We start from the raw sequence: 18,864 nt of genomic DNA, 5'->3' as shown, positions 1-18,864 counted from the left end.
TTCTTTTTTTTAAAAATTCATACTAAAACCAAAGTTAAATGTTCTTAAGGTAGGGTAATCTCCTCTTGATTGTCCTCCTCCATCTCTGTTGAACTCTCTATCATCGGGCAAATTAGACCATAAAAACAGGTTATTCCCATTTGCAAAGAATTGAAGTTTTTTCAGTCCAAGTTTTTCACAGGTCTCTCTTGGTATATCATAAGATAAAGTAACTGCCCTAAGCCTTGTTAATGACGCATCTAACCAATTATCTCTAGGATTTGCTGCTCCTGGAACTCCAAAAGATGGTTGAGTATCTGTATTATTTGGCGTATCCACGGTCCAATAATCTAAATCTTGCTCAAAGATTAACGGTGTTGAATTACTAAAAGTTTGGTTACTGAACAATCTAGACGCATTTTGGGTACCATACAACTGCCCTGAAATACTAAAACCTTTGTATCGTGCACCCAAAGTAAGGCCCCAAGTTCTTTGAGGTTGATTTGGATAACCGAAAGGTGCATTATCGAAATTAGAATTATAAACACCATCTCCGTCAAAATCTACAAGATCATAATACCCAGGACGTACAGTACTTTGATTTTCATTTAGCGGAGTTGAACTATAAATATCGTCCCAATTAGTCAATATACCTGCAGGAATCCCTGTTCTTCCTTGACCAATATTAAAACCAGCAGCATTAAGATAAGCAGCCCTCAATTCTGGGTCATCTCTTACAATTACTTTATCTATAGCTTGTGTAAAATTAAAATCACCAGATAGCGTTAAACCGTTATCAAAAGTATAACTTGAACCAAGAACAATCTCATAACCCCTTACCTCAACGACACCTCTATTAACATACGGAGGGGTTGCTCCCACAAAATCTGGTGTAGTTTGACTATTAGCAATTACAATATTATCGCGATCTTCTGCAAAATAATCTACCTCACCGGTTAACAAACCATTAAATAAATTAAACTCAGCACCTATGTTATATTTAACAGCTGACTCCCACTGAAGGTTTGGATTTCCAACAAGAGTTTCTCTGTAAAACGTGTAGGGAGAATTTCCTTGATAATCACTTGGTACTAAAAATGCAGAATCACCAGACTCCCATTGCGTAATATAAGTCCATCTTGCTGCTTCATCAGTCGTGATAAAAGTATCATCACCAACAATACCATAAGACCCTCTAAATTTAAGTAAATTTAACCAATCTATATTTTCCATAAAGGCTTCGTTTGAGACTGTCCAACCCAATGCAAGAGATGGGAATAAGTCGAAACGAAATCCCGGACCAAATTGTTCAGAGCCATTGTAAGCACCGTTAATATCTAAAAAGTATCTAGAATCGTAATTATAAGTAACTCTTCCTACCCAGTCTTCACGGTATGTTGGAAAAGCGAAAATCCCAGTACCATTTGCAGCCTCCTGTCTTCTCACTAAAAATAGACCAGTTATGTTATGCTTTTCATCAAAAGTTCTATTATAATTCAATGAAGCATCATAAACCATTCTTCGTCTTCGTGTGTTATCCTCTACTTGTGAATTTCCTAAAGTCCATGGTGGTTGAACATAACCAAATCGCGTATCTTCATCTTCTAGAGGCTCAATGTTCTCTATATCGCCATCGTATATCCTAAAAATTACACCTCCTAAACCTCCATCATTTAAGTTTTGTCTACTTCTTTGAGTATTATCTAGAGAAAATCGTCCTTGAAACGACAGGCCTTCTGTTATAAAATCTAATTTTTGTTTTAGTATAAAATCAGTATTGACTTGAAAGGTTCTAAATTGACTGTAACCATTAGCAGATAAAGTAACAAAAGGGTTATTGTAGACATTAAAATAACTAAAAGGATGTCCATACAACCCATCTGGATATACCGGTGTGTAAAGACTTGGCGCTATTAGGTAAAGTCCATTAGTTACATTACCTAAGCTACCAGGCGTCTCTCTAATACCATAAAAGCCAGCAAGATTAACGGACAACTCCGTAGTCTTTGTAATATTAAAATCGATATTACTTCTAAAGTTAAATCTATCATATCGATACTCACCGAAATAGCCTCTTCCACTATCGTATCTTCCTCCATCAAAAATATCTTCTACTGTTTGATAAGCTAAACTCCCAAAATATTTAGCCGTTTTATTACCACCACGTATAGACAAGTTAATTCTATAATCTTGTGCGAAATCTTTCAATAATTCATCTTCCCAATCGACATTAGGATAAATATAACTTTCCTCTAAACTAGCAGGATTACGATATCTATCTACAATATCTAGTGGCGTATAATTATTCCATGTATTTGGAGATTGAGCTATTCCTCTTAAAATAGCACTATTTGCTTCTAATAAAGCATCATAAGAATCTAATTTATTTGGTAACTGAGAAACGGTTTTAATGGTTGTGTTAACATTTAGCGACAGTTGCGCTTTTCCTGTTTGACCTCGCTTAGTGGTAATTAAAATTACCCCATTAGCACCTTCTACACCAAAAACCGCCGTAGCAGAAGCATCTTTAAGCACCGATAAATTTTCGATATCGTTCATATCTATATCGTTCATTGACCTCTTAACACCATCTACAAGTACAAGAGGGTCGCCATTACCATTCCATGAACTTCGACCACGAATAAAAATCCTAATATTATCTTCACCAGGAACACCACTACCTTGTATAGCGGTAACACCTGGTAAATTTCCTTGCAATGCTTGTTCAACATTAGCTATACCAAGATTCCTTTCCATCAATTCCTCACCTTTTATCTGTGTAATAGCGGCTACTACACTCTCTTTTTTCTGGGTACCATAACCAATAACGACTACCTCATCTAAAGCGGAGACATCCTCTTCCAAGACTATATCGATGGTTGTTCTACCATTAATTTGAATTTCCTGTGTTTTAAAACCTACATAAGAGAATATTAAAATTTCTTCACCCAAAGTTAATTCAAACGAATATTTTCCATCAAAATCTGTTGATGCACCATTGGTAGTTCCTTTTTGCACTACACTTACACCTGGTATTGGCATCCCACTAGCATCTATCACAACGCCAGAAACCCTATCTTGAGCCTCTAAATTAATCGCAGTAAAACTGGAAAACACGATTGCCAGTAGTAATGCAAACCCAGAAACAGGAAATTGCTTTTTTAATTTTTGTTTCATATTCAGTTTAAGTTTCAACATTATAGTTAGTCATCATTTACCAAAATAATTAAACTTTAACGCACTAAAGACAAATCATAATGATATGTTAACAATAATATGAATAACATTATTTATCACTATCCTGTACTATACTGCCAAACCTACTTTTTACATAGATTCTGGTTACATTTAACATCTTTATGCTTTAGACTCTCTGGATTGTTCAGATTAGTTATTTAAAATTCAAATTAAATCGCCTATTTTTTTAATTATTACTAACTAAAACACTAATCACTTATTGGAGTTTTTTAGTATCATTATTGATACTAAAAATTAACAACAACATGCTCTAATATGTAATAGAAAATAATTTAAAAAAATAGAAGTACTACGCATTCATTTTAATAATTTATGGTCTTATTTTTCCCATAGACCTTCCATTTCTTCCAGCGCTTTTCCTTTTGTTTCAGGAACTAATTTCCAAACAAAAATCATAGCTAATAAAGACATAGTACCATAAATCCAATAAGCAAACCCATGATTAAACTGCTCTGTTAAATAGGTGTTATCGTCCATCATTGGGAATGTCAACGATACTAAATAATTAGATATCCACTGTGCTGCTACAGCTATTGCCATGGCTTTACCTCTAATTTTATTAGGAAATATTTCTGACAGTAAAACCCAAGTTATAGGTCCCCAACTCATAGCAAAACTTGCTACATAAAGCATCATACATGCCAAGGCTAAATAACCCGTTGCGCCACCGTAAAACACAAATCCTAATGAAAACATGGCTATGGACATTCCCAAGGCACCAATGATCATCAATGGTTTTCTACCATAATTATCTACGGTTCTAATTGCTATTATGGTGAATAGAAAGTTTACAATACCAACTATAATAGTAAGCAACAACGCACCATCTGTATTTGGATCTATATTCTTAAAAATTTCTGGCGCATAATATAATACCACATTAATTCCAACAAACTGTTGAAAAATTGATAGTGTTATCCCAATAATGATCACCAACCACCCAAAAGATAAAAGCTTACCAGAGTGTTGTACTACGGACCCTTTTATTTCTTCTAATATTCGATTCCCTTCTTTTTGTCCATTGACTTTTATAAGCACATCTAATGCTTCTTCTGGCTTGTTTTTGAGCATTAATGAACGTGGTGTATCAGGCACAAAAAATAAAAGTCCGAGAAATAATCCAGCGGGAATAACTTCTGATGCAAACATCCATCGCCATCCGACTTCGTTTAACCATGCGTCCGAACCTCCGCCTCTTGAAATAAAATAATTCACAAAATAAACCACCATAAAACCACCAACAATGGCCAGTTGATTATAAGACACCAATTGACCTCTACTCTTAGCTGGTGCAATTTCTGAAATGTATAGTGGTGATAGCATTGATGCTAATCCCACACCTATACCACCAAGAATTCTATAAAAAATAAAGATGTTAGAGAATGTATGATCTAATTCTCCTATTGGTTTGATAAACATCTCAGGCATTGCAGATCCAAGGGCTGATATTAAAAATAAAATTGCCGCAAGTATTAATCCTTTTTTCCTGCCCAGCCTTTTACTAACGAGTCCACCAAAAAGTCCACCAATAATGCAACCTATTAAAGCACTTGACACTATAAAACCTTTAAAAGCACTTGCAGCTTTTTCTGATAATCCTTTGGGAATTACAAAAAAGCTATCCAAGGAACCTACTGTTCCTGAAATGACTCCTGTATCATACCCAAAAAGTAGTCCTCCTAGCGTGGCGACTAATGTTAGTTTTAAAAGATATCCTGATTTTGCTGATGTTGCCATAATTAGTTTAGTTAGTTAGTTTTTATGCCTATATAGACCTTTAATGTTGTAAAACCCTGAAAGATCTTCAACTTTAAATATATTGATTAATTATATTTTCGAACAACTCTTGCTTGCCACTTTGTAGTTGAAGCTCACCATTCTCTTGTGCGATTTTATACAAATCTTGCATTGATAATTTACCCTCTTCAAAATCTTTCCCCTTTCCAGAATCAAAAGATGCATAGCGCTCTTTTCTCAATTTTTCATAAGGTGAAGACGTCATAATTTTATCTGCAATGAGTAACGCTCTTGCAAAGGTATCTGCACCTCCAATGTGTGCATGGAACACATCTTCCATATCCGTTGAATTTCTTCTAATTTTTGCATCAAAATTAATTCCGCCACCTTGTAAACCACCAGCTTTTAAGAATACCAACATGGCTTCAGTAGTTTCTTGTAGATTATTAGGGAATTGATCGGTGTCCCAACCATTTTGATAATCTCCTCTGTTAGCATCCAAACTTCCGAGCATCCCAGCATTAGCAGCAACTTCCAATTCGTGTTGAAACGTATGTTGTGCTAACGTGGCGTGATTGACTTCAATATTCATTTTGAAATCATTTTCTAAGCCATATTTGTGTAGAAATCCAATTGCTGTAGCACAATCAAAATCGTATTGATGCTTCATTGGCTCCATTGGTTTTGGCTCTATAAAGAAATTACCCTTAAATCCTTGAGAACGCGCATAATCTCTAGCCATCGTTAAGAATTGACCCATATGGTCCAATTCACGTCCCATATCTGTATTTAATAAGGACATATAACCTTCTCTTCCTCCCCAAAACACATAGTTTTCGCCACCTAATTGGATAGTCGCATCTAAGGCCAATTTTATTTGTCCTCCTGCTCTTGCCACAACATCAAAATCAGGGTTAGTCGAAGCGCCATTCATATAGCGTGGATTCGAAAAACAGTTGGCAGTTCCCCACAATAGTTTTATACCAGATGCTTTTTGCTTATCCTTTATATAATCTGTAATTGTTGCCAACCGTTCTTCAGATTCAGCAAATGTTGCTCCTTCTTGGATTAAATCGTAATCATGAAAACAGAAATAATCAAATCCCATTTTACTTATAAATTCAAAAGCAGCATCTGCTTTATCTTTTGCAGCTTGAACTGAGTCAGAAGATTGATCCCAAGCAAAATTTTGCGTCCCAGGACCAAAAGGATCTCCACCTTGTCCACAGAACGTATGCCAATACGCTATGGCGAATTTAAAATGCTCACGCATTGTTTTTCCAGCAACCACTTGTTCTGGATTGTAATATTTAAATGCTAAAGGATTGTTTGATTCCTTACCTTCATATTTAATCTCACCGATTCCTTTATAATATTCTTTGTTTCCTATAATTGCCATTATGACTTATTTTGTGTTCTACTTTATTTAATATGAGTTCTAATTCTTTTTTCCAGTTGTTGTATGCTTCTAAATAGGGTGTTTTGTCCTTAAAAGGCATAAATGTCATCACGTGGTCATTATCCATAATTACCTTTCCAAAAGCTTCAAAGTCTCCTTTATGTAAATTTGCAGCTCGTGCTGCTCCAATAGCGCCTGTGGTATTGTAAATTTCTATTTCTTGTTCAATTAAAGTCGCTACAGTGTTTGCAAATATTTCGGAACGAAATAAATTATCATTCCCAGCACGAATGACGCTTGGTTTTATGCCGTCTGAAGTCATAATTTCCATACCATACACAAATGAAAATGCAATACCTTCTAAAGCCGCTCTGCACATGTGCCCCTTATGATGATTGTTTAGATTCATATTAACAATGCGCGTTCCTATTTCCTTGTTGTCCAACATACGCTCTGCGCCATTTCCAAAAGGAATTAGACATACACCATCCGAACCTACAGGGATTTCCGCTGCCAGGTTATTCATATCCTCATACGAAGTCACCGACAGATTATTCAACAACCAACGGTACTGAATACCTGCTCCATTTATACATAACAGTTTTCCTATTCTAGCATCGTCGTCTTCCTTATAGTTGACATGTGCAAAGTTGTTAACTCTAGCACTTTCTTTCACAGATAGACTATCTGTAACGGCATAAACAACACCTGATGTACCACCTGTTGCAGCCACTTCACCTGGATTAAATACATTTAGGGATAGTGCATTATTTGGCTGGTCTCCTGCCCTATAAAAAATTGGTGTTCCCGCTGCCAATCCACTTTCAGACTCTCCTTTTTCATCTACTAAAGATTGAATGCCAAAAGTTTCAATAATGTCTGGCACAAGTTCTATATCAAAACCATAATATTCCAAAAGAAAATCTGCCACATTATTATTTTTAAAATCCCAGAAGATGCCTTCCGATAATCCTGATATGGTCGTGTTTATGGTATTTGAAAATCTGTAAGCTATATAATCGCCAGGCAACATAAACTTATAAATGCTTTTGTAAATATCTGGTTCATTATCTTTTACCCATTTTAATTTTGAAGCGGTAAAATTTGCAGGTGAGTTTAAAAGTTGTGATGAGCATTTATCTTGGCCAATGTTATTAAAGGCTTTATTTCCAATATTTACTGCTCTACTATCGCACCAAATGATACTCTTACGAAGTGGATTACCTTCTTTATCAATCAAAACCAATCCGTGCATTTGGTAGGATATCCCAATACCTTTTATTTGCGACCTAGTAACATTATATTCCTTTTTTAATCGTTTGATTGCGGCACATACATGAAGCCACCAATCGTTTGGTTTTTGTTCTGCCCACCCATTTTTTTGTGCAAACATCCCCATTTCTTCTTTGGGTTCTTGCACAACACCTAAGCTTTTGCCTGATTCTACTTCTACTAAAGCAGCTTTAATAGATGAACTTCCTATGTCTAATCCTAAGTAATAATTCATTTATGGGTAAACTCTTAATGTTAATCTAATGGCTTTTTAGACTCTTTGGGAATAGGTTAATATTTATTTGCACTACTTTATACCAAAGCTATGTTCCTTCAAGACAAGGTAGAACTAAAACGACATAAATTAACCTTCTAAAGTCCATTTAGAATAATTTGAAGAACAATGTAGTCTTGTAAATAATATAGTATATCCTGTACTGTGCTGTCTTTTAATAACAAATAAATATCTTACAAACCGAACAATCGAGGTAAAAACATTGATATTTCAGGTATAAAACTAATCAGCATCAACACGACTAGCATAATTGCCAAGAACGGCAATAATGGTTTTATAACTTGGGTAACCGAGACTTTGGCGACACCACTGCCCACAAAGAGTAGTGTTCCCACAGGAGGTGTACAAATTCCAATACACAGATTTAATACAATCACAATACCAAAGTGAACAGGATCCATCCCAAGAGCAGTGACGACTGGCAAGAATATTGGTGTAAATATTAAAACTGCAGGTGTCATATCCATGAACGTTCCAATAATTAATAAAATGACATTGATCGCTAAGAAAATGGCAAACTTATTATTTAAGGATTCCAATAAAAAGGAACTGATCATTTCCGGAATACCCTCAAAAGAGAACAACCATGACATTGCCATCGACGTGCAGATCAAAAACATGACTACAGCTGTAGTTTTTGCACTAGATAACAATACGCCTTTAAAATCCTTTATTTTCATATCACCATAGGCTAAGGATAATATTGCTGCATACAAAACTGCAATTACTGAAGCTTCAGTCGCCGTAAAAATACCTGCGACTATCCCACCAACTACAATAACCAATAATAATAAACTGAAAAAAGCTTTTCTGAAAAACGTCCAAATTTCAAAAAACGTGGCACGCTTTCCTTTAGGATAGCCTTTGCTAATTGCAATAAAAGCAACATAGCCCATAATGGCAAAACCCAACAAAATTCCTGGAAGATAACCAGCAATAAATAAAGCTGCTACGGAGGCCGTTCCACCACTAGCCAAGGCATAAACAATAAGAATATTACTAGGTGGTATTAATAATCCAGTCGTTGAAGCTGTTATGTTTACAGATGCACTTAGGGTTCTAGGATAACCTTCTTCCTCCATTCGGTCTGTCATTATACTGCCAATCGCAGATGCTGCTGCAAGCGCAGAACCTGAAATAGCACCAAACAACATCGATGCCAAAATATTTACATAAGCTAATCCTCCTGGAAGACTGGACACTAATGATTTAGCGAAATTTATGAGTCGATTGGCAATGCCGCCTCGTTTCATGATATCACCAGCGAGGATAAAGAAAGGAATCGCCAATAAGGCAAAGCTATCAATACCCGTGGTCATTCGCTGAGCAATGGTGGTTAGACCAGGTAATTTATCAATATTGAGTAGCAGGCTCAATGTAGTTGCTATACCAATACTGTAGGCTACTGGTACCTTAAGCAACAATAGCGTAAAGAAACTTACAAACAAAACGATAATACTTATAACTTCTATGCTCATGATTGATTTTCTTTTTTGTTGTTATAAATATTTGAAATGTGATAGACAGAAAAGCACATGATCAGAAAACCACTAAAGGGCATGATGGCATAAACATAACCCAATGGAATTCGCAATGTTCCTGAAAGCTGTTCCAGGTGCAAGGTGGTATAGACCAGATTCAATCCACCAATAACCATAACAATAAGTGCAAATAAAAATATAAGTACCTCTATAAGAATCGAAGCTTTTTTTTGATTCGCTTTGGAGAATTTTTGATACAAAAAGTCCATGGACAAATGCTCTTTTTTTCCATTGAGATATGCAGCACCTAAAATGGTCATCCAAATCAATGCGAATCGCGCAAACTCCTCGGTCCAGGTGAATGATGTTCCTAATAGATATCTTGAAAATACTTGGAACAAAACGTCGAGAACCAAAAGTGCAAAGATCACGATCATGATCCACTCAAGAATTCTACTTACTTTATTAAAAATAAGTTCAGATCTAGTCATTATTAATTATTTTTAATTTGAGTTACAATTGGTGCCATTTCTGGAAATTCCTTGACAAAGTCCTCGACTACTGATTTTGATTTTTCAGCAAATAGCGATTTTTCTGGAATGATAATCTCTACACCAGCTGCCTTGGCAACCCTCATGGATTCCTCAACAGAATCATTCCAAAATTTCTTTTGGGCTTGTGCAGATTCGTCTGCAGCCTCTTGCACCCATATTTTCTCTTGATCCGACAACTTATTCCAGAACTTAGTGCCAATTAAAAGGACATCTGGAACGGATGAATGTTGGTCCAAAGTGTAGTATTTACTAATCTCGTAATGATTGGACGACACAAATGATGGTGGGTTATTCTCAGCACCATCCACAACGCCTTGCTGAATGGCTGTGTACAATTCGCCATAGGCAAGCGGTGTTGCAGAGCCACCCATGGAATTCACCATGTTAATAGCCATTTGATTGTTCATCACCCTAATCTTAAGACCTTTTAAGTCCTCTGGTGTTCTAATGGCTTTTTCACTCGTATAAAAACTTCTGCTTCCAGCATCATAATAGCACAATCCACGTAACCAAAATTTACTCCCTTTCTCCAATATTGATTTCCCAACGTCGCCCTCAAGAACATCAAATTGATGTTGCTTATCTCGAAATAAATACGGAATTCCTAAAATATGATATTCAGGAACAAAATTAGACAAGGTCGCTGCACTTACCTTTGTTGCAGCTACAGATCCAATTTGTAATAATTCTAAGACCTCTCTTTCTGATCCCAATTGGGCATCAGGAAAAATTTTGACTTTTAAGGTGCCTTTGGATTTTGCTTCCAACGCTTTCTGGAATTCCAATATCCCTTTATGTACAGGATGAGATTGCGGTAAAGTATGACCAAGATACAGCACCTTGTTACTCGTTTCTTCCTTACAAGAAGACATGCTTGTAAGAAGCATCAGAAGAACTGCGATAGTTTTTAAAGGAATGTATCTCATTTTATTTTGAGGATATTGTAACGTTAACTTCTAATGGATGATTTAAGCATTTTGAAAAACGAGACAAATAATTGTTCCATTCTTCTTTAGATTGAAATTGTCCAGACTTTTTCCATCCAAAGCCAGCATAGTATTCAATAGCTCCAGATACATTAGACTCAACATATAGGTTACTTTGATCTTTTTTATCAGTAACATAGTTATCAAAATTCAATATACTTTGAGGATTAGCAAGGACCACGCCTTGCCCTAGTTCTGAATCATCAAAAGGTTCCCAATAGCTCATCCAACCTTGGACTTTATTCGTCGTAACCTCACCATCATTTTTGTGAAGTGTTAGACCTATTGAGACTTTATCTGTACCTTTTAATTCAACAATATGTCGCGTTAGGTTTTGTCCATAATCTAGTATAATGTGTTTTCTTTCTTGGATTGTTTTACCGTTAGCATCCCAATTCGCATAGTCTAGAATAAAGCTAGTTCTTATTGGACCATTGGTAATCGTTTTATAGTTGGTAAAGTTTTTAGAAACGGCATAAGTAGAATCTGTTTTTACAGCTATACCGCCAACACCGCGACTAACACCAACATGAAAATTATCTAAACCTTCACCTGTATCTTTGTGATAGGCTCCCTTCTCTATAGCATCTTTTGCATACCACTTGTTAATAATTGGATATTCTACACGTTTTAGCCATGCGTCCATGCCACTTGTTAAAGTACCTCCTTTGATGCCATCTTCAATCATTTGTTGTGCTACAGGTCCAAAAGTTCTAAAAGCCACTTTATTATTTTCCCACGCATAATCATCAGTTCGCTCAGGTACAAAACGAGAATAGCATCGCATAGAGGTGCTATCCGTTTTTTCTTCAGCTGGAATTATGTTTATTTTGAAAGTAGCTTCTGAGTTTGCTTGAATTTCTGGTTGAAAAAGCAGGACTCTATCTATGCCAACTTTTCCGTCATAGTCTACAATTTGCGATACTAAAATCTCGTTAGTTTCAGAATGTACGACTTCTAAGGATTGTCCGTTAAATTCAACTTCAGTAATATCAACTTCAACAGTTTCAAAAGCTCTATCTATATCCAAACTATTTTTCACCGTTACTGATAACACTTCTGATGATTTTTCAGCACAGGAGAAACAACACATAATCGATAAAAAAAGAGCGATTTTTTTCATATTACAATTCGTTTGAAGGTTTACCAATAGTGGCTAAGATACCACCATCTACATACAAAATATGACCATTTACAAAGTCACTCGCCTTAGCACTTAAAAATATTGCAGCACCTGCCAAATCATTTGGGTCTCCCCATTTTGCAGCTGGTGTTCTATTCACAATAAATTCATTAAATGGATGACCATCCACTCGTATTGGAGCGGTTTGTGATGTTGCAAAATAACCTGGTCCAATACCATTAACCTGAATGTTGAATCGTGCCCATTCGGTTGCCATATTTTTAGTAAGCATTACCAAGCCTCCTTTTGCCGCAGCATAAGCACCAACCGTATTTCGACCCAGTTCGCTCATCATAGAGCAAATGTTAATGATCTTACCTGCTTTACGTTCAATCATACCCTTAACAACATGCTTAGACACTATGAAAGGACTTACCAAATCGATATCCAAGACTTGTTTAAAATCTTCAACTTCCATATCCACTAATGGTGTGCGCTTGATAATACCAGCATTATTTACAAGGATGTCAATATTCCCGACTTCAGTTTCAATTTTCTTTATATTATTGATCACATCGTCCTCGCTAGCGACGTTGAATTTATAACCAATAGCATTAATACCATTTTTTTTGTATTCAGCAACAGCATTATCGATTTTTTCCTGAGAGGAATTACCGTTAACAATAATGGTGGCACCAGCCTTTCCCAGACCCATTGCCATTGCCATACCCAAACCATGCGTACTGCCAGTAACGAGTGCTACTTTTCCTTTTATATTGAATAGTTCTTGTGACATCTTATCTTAAATCCGTGATTTTTGCAACATCCATATCATTATAATCTAAGTTCTCACCTGCCATGCCCCAAATAAAGGTATAATTTGAAGTTCCTGATCCTGAGTGTATGGACCAAGGTGGTGAAATCACAGCTTGGTGATTGTGCATCCAAATATGACGGGTTTCTTGTGGTTGACCCATAAAATGGCAAACGGCTTGTTCTTCGGGTACGTCCAAATAAAAATAAATTTCCATTCTACGATCATGAACATGAGCTGGCATGGTATTCCAGACACTCCCTGTTTTTAACTCCGTCATTCCCATCTGTAATTGACATGTAGTAATAATACCACCAATAATCATTTGGCTTACCGTTCTATGGTTGGCTGTTTCCAAGCTTCCTAATTCAATTTTATTAGCTTCGTCTAAACTTGTTTTTTTTGTGGGATAGGCTTTGTGCGCTGGTGCAGAATTCATGTAGAATTTTGCAGGATTACTACTATCGTCACTTTTAAAGATCACCTCTTTTGCACCCATACCAATGTAAAGCGCATCTTTATGATTGATCTTAAACGATTCACCATCTGCAACTACACTTCCATCACCACCTACATTGATAATTCCTAATTCACGACGCTCTAAAAAGTAATGCGATTTTAAAGGGTCGATGGTATCTAAATTTAAATCTGAGGTTGGCACAGCACCACCAGCCATGTAACGGTCGTAATGTGTATAAACCCATTTTATTTTTCCATTTTGCATTAGATCATTAATTAAGAATTCATCTCTTAATTGTTGTGTATCGTATTGCTTTACTGCTTTTGGACTTGAAGCGTATCTTGTTTCGAATGTTGTTGACATATTATGTTATTTGTTTTTTTTTATTTAAACCTTTCTGGTTTTATAAATTTATAATGAACGTCTAATACCGAGTTCTAAACCACGTAATTCAGCAAGTCCTCGTAGACGTCCTATTCCTGAATAACCAGGGTTTGTTTTCTTTTTTAAATCGTCAAGCATTTTATGACCATGGTCTGGTCTAAAAGGCATGCGCAAATCTTTACGACCTGCTTTTGCTCGTTTTTGCTGTTCTAGCACCAAAGCTTTCATTACAGCATACATATCGACATCACCTTCTAGGTGATCGGCTTCATGAAAGTTACCATCTGTATCACGTTTTGTGGCTCTTAAATGTATAAAATGAATACGATCGCCTAAACGCTCTACCATACCTGCTAAGTCATTATCCGCTCTTACTCCAAATGAACCTGTGCAGAATGTGAGTCCATTATTAGGACTTTTAACAGCGTCGTATAAATCTACAATATCTTGTTCTGTACTCACCACTCTTGGTAATCCCAAGATAGGAAATGGTGGATCATCAGGATGTATGCACATCAAAACTCCCGATTTTTCGGCTGCAGGAATAATTTCAGACAGAAAAGAAAACAAATTTGCTTTCAGTTCTTTTGGACCAATATTGTTATAGGTTGCTAAAATGGTATTAAATTCATCAAGTGTATAACCCTCCTCAGCACCAGGTAAACCAGCTATGATATTTCTTACCAAGGTTTTTTGATCGTCTTCTGACGCATTTTCTAAATAACGCTTTGCATTTTCTTTTTGAGCTTCTGTATAATCATTTTCTGCACCTGGACGTTTCAACAAAAACAATTCAAAAGCTGCAAAAGCAGCCGCTTCAAATCGTAAGGCAGTTGATTTATCATCCACTTCATAATCCAAATTGGTTCGCGTCCAATCCAAAACTGGCATAAAATTATAACACACAATATCAATTCCGCATACACCTAAATTCAATAAGGTTTGCTTATAATTCTCAATATAAGTTTCAAATTGACCTGTTCTGGTCTTTATATTTTCGTGTATTGGTACACTTTCTACAACAGACCACGTTAGTCCTACACTTTCTATTTCAGCCTTACGTTTTTTAATTTCATCCATTGTCCAGATTTCTCCATTGGGAACATGATGTAATGCTGAAACAATACCTGTAGCACCAGATTGTTTTATATCTAAAAGCGAGACTGGGTCCTTAGGACCGTACCATCGCCAAGTTTGTTCAAGTTTTAAGCTCATATATTATTCTTTAAACACCACTGTAAGCTGCAAAGCCACCATCTATAGGCACTACGACACCCGTTACAAATTTTGATGCATCACTGCATAACCAAAGTGTTGTACCAACTAAATCTTCTGGTTCTCCATAACGACCCATTGGAGTTTGATCTATAATTTGCTGACCACGTTGAGTCAGACTACCATCCTCCTTAGTTAAAAGTGATCTGTTTTGGTCTGTTAGGAAAAATCCCGGTGCCAAAGCATTTACTCGAATCCCAACTTTAGAAAAATGTACGGCTAACCACTGGGTAAAGTTAGATACAGCAGCCTTTGCTCCGCTGTAGGCTGGAATTTTTGTCAATGGCGTAAAAGCATTCATAGATGAAATATTTAAAATGCTACAGCCATCTCGACCAACCATATCCTTTGCAAAGATTTGTGTTGGCAACAACGTACCAAGAAAATTTAAGTTAAATGTAAATTCGATGCCTTTTGCATCCAAATCGAAAAATGACTTAAATCCTTCTGTCGTATTATTAAGGTCTTCCATTTGAAAGAAAGGGTTACTGGTAGTACCCAAAGGATGGTTCCCACCTGCACCGTTGACAAGAATATCACATTTTCCAAAAGCATTATTAACTTCTTGTTTCGCCTTGATCAGAGAGTCTTTTTCTAAAACATTTGCTTCGACACCGATAGCTTTCCCACCCAATTTAGTAATGTCCTCAGCAACTTTATCTGCCGCTTCTTTTCTTAAATCCAATACTGCTACATTATGACCTTTTTTAGCCAACGCCTCCGCTAAAGTACTGCACAATACACCTCCTGCGCCTGTTAATACAATTGTTTTACTCATTTATCTGTTTTGAATAATTAAAGATTTATAATATATAAGGCTATCGTAAAATTAAATTGTTAACAAAAAATCCCCATCCTGTCCTGTCATGCTTTTTGTCAGACTTCAATTTGTGATTTATCGTACTGATAAAACTAAAAAATAGAATCCATCTTTAACTGAATTACAACTTAAAAATTGATAATCCGTACAATAACACCATTGTTTCGTACTGTATTCATCACTGCGTATTGCATTTTTGCTTAAAATGAATAGCACAAACGTATTTCAATACTCATATTCTTTTTGTCAATTTCAATATTATGGTCCATGAAATGCCAAAAATTTTAGTACATGGACACTAGATTGTTCAAATTACCGTCCAGAACTGAATTATACTTAAGCTAAAATCTTGGTAATTCAGGGCACCAAGTAAAATTAATAAATTATGTAAGCGAGAGTGGATAACGTAATTTCTATGATAGATCAATCGATTGCATAACAATTAAATCAATTCAAAGAAATTCTAATTAATAGAAAGTAGGACAGAGCAGGATAATAAAATCTTTTAACATAATTAACTTTGATTCATAACCTGGAATAATTCAGGTCTCAAAAAGACATCGACTCGTTTTATCAAACAATAAAGAATGTATCACATCAAGCACATACAAAATGGTCTATTTAATTATGTCGAATTGATGCATAATAGTAACACCTCTTACGGAAAAATATCACTAAACACTGGAGCAAGTTTACAGGAATTATTTATGAAAAATACTGCGGTTATTGATGAAAGAATGATCACAACAGACATTGAAGACTTTAAAAACAACAATACATTTAAAATTAAAGACAAGAAATTGGATGACTGTTTTATACTGAACACTATTGCGTTAACCTTTGCAACTCCAAGTTATGATCTGGCAATGAACGCATCATCAAATGAAACGTTTTTACAATTATATTGGCCCTCCAAGAGCGAATACCATAGCAATTGAACCTGCGACAGGCTTGTCTGGATAGTTTCAATAATAAAATGGGATTACAGGCTTTAGAGCCGAGTATAACGTATGGTATAGATTGGAATATTAAAATAATTACAAAGGAATAGTTAGCCATAAGATAATTGGTAAACCACAAAGAGATATTTCAGCAGAACAAACTAAGATACTCTGAAAGAATTGGGCACGACGCATTATAATTAAACTATTTAACTATCAAAATATGTTCAGAATTGACATGAATGGAAATTTTCAAGTATTAGATTATACCATCTTTATTTGTTATGCCTTGCTCATTTTAGGCGTCGGATTATGGGTTTCGCGAGATAAAAAAGGGCACCAAAAAAATGCTGAGGACTATTTTCTGGCGAGCAAATCTTTGCCATGGTGGGCTATTGGAGCTTCATTAATTGCTGCTAATATATCAGCAGAACAATTTATAGGCATGTCTGGTTCTGGATTTGCATTAGGACTAGCTATTGCCTCTTATGAGTGGATGGCCGCAATAACTTTAATAATCGTCGGTAAGTATTTCTTACCAATATTCATTGAGAAAGGCTTATATACCATTCCAGAGTTTGTAGAAAAACGATATTCAACAAATTTAAAAACGATTTTAGCTGTATTCTGGATTGGTTTATATGTATTTGTAAACCTCGCTTCTGTTTTGTATTTAGGTGCACTTGCACTGGAAACCATTATGGGAATCCCTATGATATATGGTGTCATTGGGCTTGCCATGTTTGCTGCAGCATATTCACTTTATGGTGGCCTTTCAGCCGTAGCATGGACAGACGTAATTCAGGTAGTCTTCCTTATAATAGGAGGATTAGTAACCACCTATTTAGCATTAAATACAGTTTCGGGTGGCGAAGGTATAATTGCCGGAATTCAAACAGTATACGAGGCTGCTCCCGATAGATTTGCTATGATTTTAGATAAATCTAATCCTGAGTTTACGAACTTACCAGGTATTGGTGTTCTAGTTGGTGGTCTTTGGGTAGCAAACTTATATTATTGGGGATTCAACCAATATATAATCCAAAGGACACTAGCAGCAAAATCATTAAAAGAATCTCAAAAGGGTATTTTATTGGCAGCTTTCTTGAAATTGCTAATTCCTGTGATAGTTGTTATTCCAGGAATTGCGGCATATGTCATGGTTAACGACCCTGAAATATTCGCCGGCCTAGGCGATGTTGGGCTTAAAAACGTCCCCTCTTCAGAGCAAGCAGATAAAGCCTATCCTTGGTTGTTGCAATTCTTACCAGTCGGCCTAAAAGGATTGGCATTTGCAGCTCTAACAGCCGCAATTGTTTCTTCTTTGGCATCTATGCTCAATTCAACATCGACGATATTTACAATGGACATTTACAAACAGTATATAAATAAAAACGCCGGCGATAAAGCAACAGTAAATATTGGTAGATTATCTGCCGCTGTAGCTCTTGTTATCGCCTCAATAACCGCACCTTTGCTTGGTGGTATTGATCAAGCTTTCCAATTTATACAAGAATATACAGGCGTTGTGAGTCCTGGTATTTTAGCCGTTTTCATGTTAGGTTTATTCTGGAAAAAAACAACAAATAAGGCTGCTATTATTGGAGCATTAACATCTATTCCTATTGCGATGTATTTTAAGGTAGCACCAAAAGGCTGGTCAGAGCGTTCATTCTTTATAAATTTACCTTGGATGGATCAAATGGGATATACTGCCATACTCACAATGATTGTAATTGCTACTGTTAGCTTGGTTCAGCATAAAGGAAAGAATGACGAAAAAGGGATTCCTATTTCAAAACAATTATTTAAGACAAGTCCTTTATTCAATATTGGGGCTTTTGCTGTATTGATTATCTTGGTGGCCCTTTATGCAATTTTCTGGAAGTAAAATGAATCTAGAATTTTAATAGAAACTAAATCATATGTTATTGCGTAGAAGATAAATAGTAAGAGTTCGTTGAACTATTATCAGCTTCTACTATTTTCTAAAAACGAAAAAACCAGACACTTATGTATCTGGTTTTCTTTGTAGCGGGAACTGGACTCGAACCAGTGACTTTCGGGTTATGAGTTCTCAAATGCT

At 36.0% G+C, this 18,864-nt stretch carries 14 protein-coding genes; 2 read left to right on the top strand and 12 right to left on the bottom strand.

Translation table 11 applies throughout. From position 1 onward, the window contains the following. Positions 1–9: 9 nt before the first annotated feature. The 12 genes from H7F21_RS06065 to H7F21_RS06010 all read right to left on the bottom strand — a co-directional run bounded on the left by H7F21_RS06065 (position 10) and on the right by H7F21_RS06010 (position 15,795). On the bottom strand, positions 10–3,156 hold the full coding sequence (locus H7F21_RS06065) for a SusC/RagA family TonB-linked outer membrane protein (protein WP_185788309.1): 3,147 nt from the start codon (positions 3,154–3,156) through the stop codon (positions 10–12). Between the two features lie 399 nt (positions 3,157–3,555). Continuing rightward, entirely contained in the window at positions 3,556–4,974 is a 1,419-nt protein-coding gene (gene xylE / locus H7F21_RS06060) for a D-xylose transporter XylE (protein ID WP_185788308.1), read from the bottom strand. A 73-nt stretch (positions 4,975–5,047) separates the two neighbouring features. Beyond that, on the bottom strand, positions 5,048–6,373 hold the full coding sequence (gene xylA, locus H7F21_RS06055; protein ID WP_185788307.1) for a xylose isomerase: 1,326 nt from the start codon (positions 6,371–6,373) through the stop codon (positions 5,048–5,050). Next, positions 6,342–7,880, bottom strand: coding sequence for a xylulokinase (locus H7F21_RS06050; protein WP_185788306.1), 1,539 nt, complete (start codon positions 7,878–7,880; stop codon positions 6,342–6,344). Before H7F21_RS06050 ends, xylA begins: the two co-directional genes overlap by 32 nt. A gap of 233 nt (positions 7,881–8,113) precedes the next feature. Further along, positions 8,114–9,418 carry a TRAP transporter large permease gene (locus H7F21_RS06045; protein WP_221892432.1) on the bottom strand — a complete coding sequence of 435 codons (1,305 nt, stop codon included), beginning with the start codon at positions 9,416–9,418 and terminating at the stop codon, positions 8,114–8,116. Then, positions 9,415–9,912 (bottom strand): TRAP transporter small permease, encoded by a 498-nt coding sequence (locus H7F21_RS06040; protein ID WP_185788305.1) that lies wholly within the window; start codon positions 9,910–9,912, stop codon positions 9,415–9,417. The genes H7F21_RS06045 and H7F21_RS06040 overlap by 4 nt, the downstream gene beginning before the upstream one ends. 2 nt (positions 9,913–9,914) lie before the next feature. Beyond that, positions 9,915–10,901 carry a TRAP transporter substrate-binding protein gene (locus tag H7F21_RS06035; protein ID WP_185788304.1) on the bottom strand — a complete coding sequence of 329 codons (987 nt, stop codon included), beginning with the start codon at positions 10,899–10,901 and terminating at the stop codon, positions 9,915–9,917. 1 nt (position 10,902) lies between these two features. Next, entirely contained in the window at positions 10,903–12,084 is a 1,182-nt protein-coding gene (locus H7F21_RS06030; protein WP_185788303.1) for a DUF4861 family protein, read from the bottom strand. Position 12,085: 1 nt separating this feature from the next. After that, on the bottom strand, positions 12,086–12,880 hold the full coding sequence (locus H7F21_RS06025) for a gluconate 5-dehydrogenase (RefSeq protein WP_185788302.1): 795 nt from the start codon (positions 12,878–12,880) through the stop codon (positions 12,086–12,088). 1 nt (position 12,881) lies between these two features. Beyond that, the gene (gene kduI, locus H7F21_RS06020) at positions 12,882–13,721 is read right to left on the bottom strand and encodes a 5-dehydro-4-deoxy-D-glucuronate isomerase (RefSeq protein ID WP_185788301.1); all 840 of its coding nucleotides are present in this window, start codon (positions 13,719–13,721) and stop codon (positions 12,882–12,884) included. Positions 13,722–13,769: 48 nt separating this feature from the next. Next, entirely contained in the window at positions 13,770–14,957 is a 1,188-nt protein-coding gene (gene uxuA, locus H7F21_RS06015; RefSeq protein ID WP_185788300.1) for a mannonate dehydratase, read from the bottom strand. A gap of 10 nt (positions 14,958–14,967) precedes the next feature. Further along, the gene (locus H7F21_RS06010) at positions 14,968–15,795 is read right to left on the bottom strand and encodes an SDR family oxidoreductase (protein ID WP_185788299.1); all 828 of its coding nucleotides are present in this window, start codon (positions 15,793–15,795) and stop codon (positions 14,968–14,970) included. A gap of 629 nt (positions 15,796–16,424) precedes the next feature. Here H7F21_RS06010 and H7F21_RS06005 point away from each other — a divergent pair. Together H7F21_RS06005 and H7F21_RS06000 are read left to right on the top strand one after the other, a co-directional pair. Continuing rightward, entirely contained in the window at positions 16,425–16,775 is a 351-nt protein-coding gene (locus tag H7F21_RS06005) for a hypothetical protein (RefSeq protein ID WP_185788298.1), read from the top strand. Positions 16,776–17,001: 226 nt separating this feature from the next. Then, positions 17,002–18,669 (top strand): sodium/sugar symporter, encoded by a 1,668-nt coding sequence (locus tag H7F21_RS06000; protein WP_246431420.1) that lies wholly within the window; start codon positions 17,002–17,004, stop codon positions 18,667–18,669. Positions 18,670–18,864: the final 195 nt, after the last annotated feature.

Origin of the sequence: Winogradskyella flava (assembly GCF_014243395.1) — a bacterium.
Classification (GTDB): domain Bacteria; phylum Bacteroidota; class Bacteroidia; order Flavobacteriales; family Flavobacteriaceae; genus Winogradskyella; species Winogradskyella flava.
This window is presented reverse-complemented; position numbering and strand designations above follow the sequence as displayed.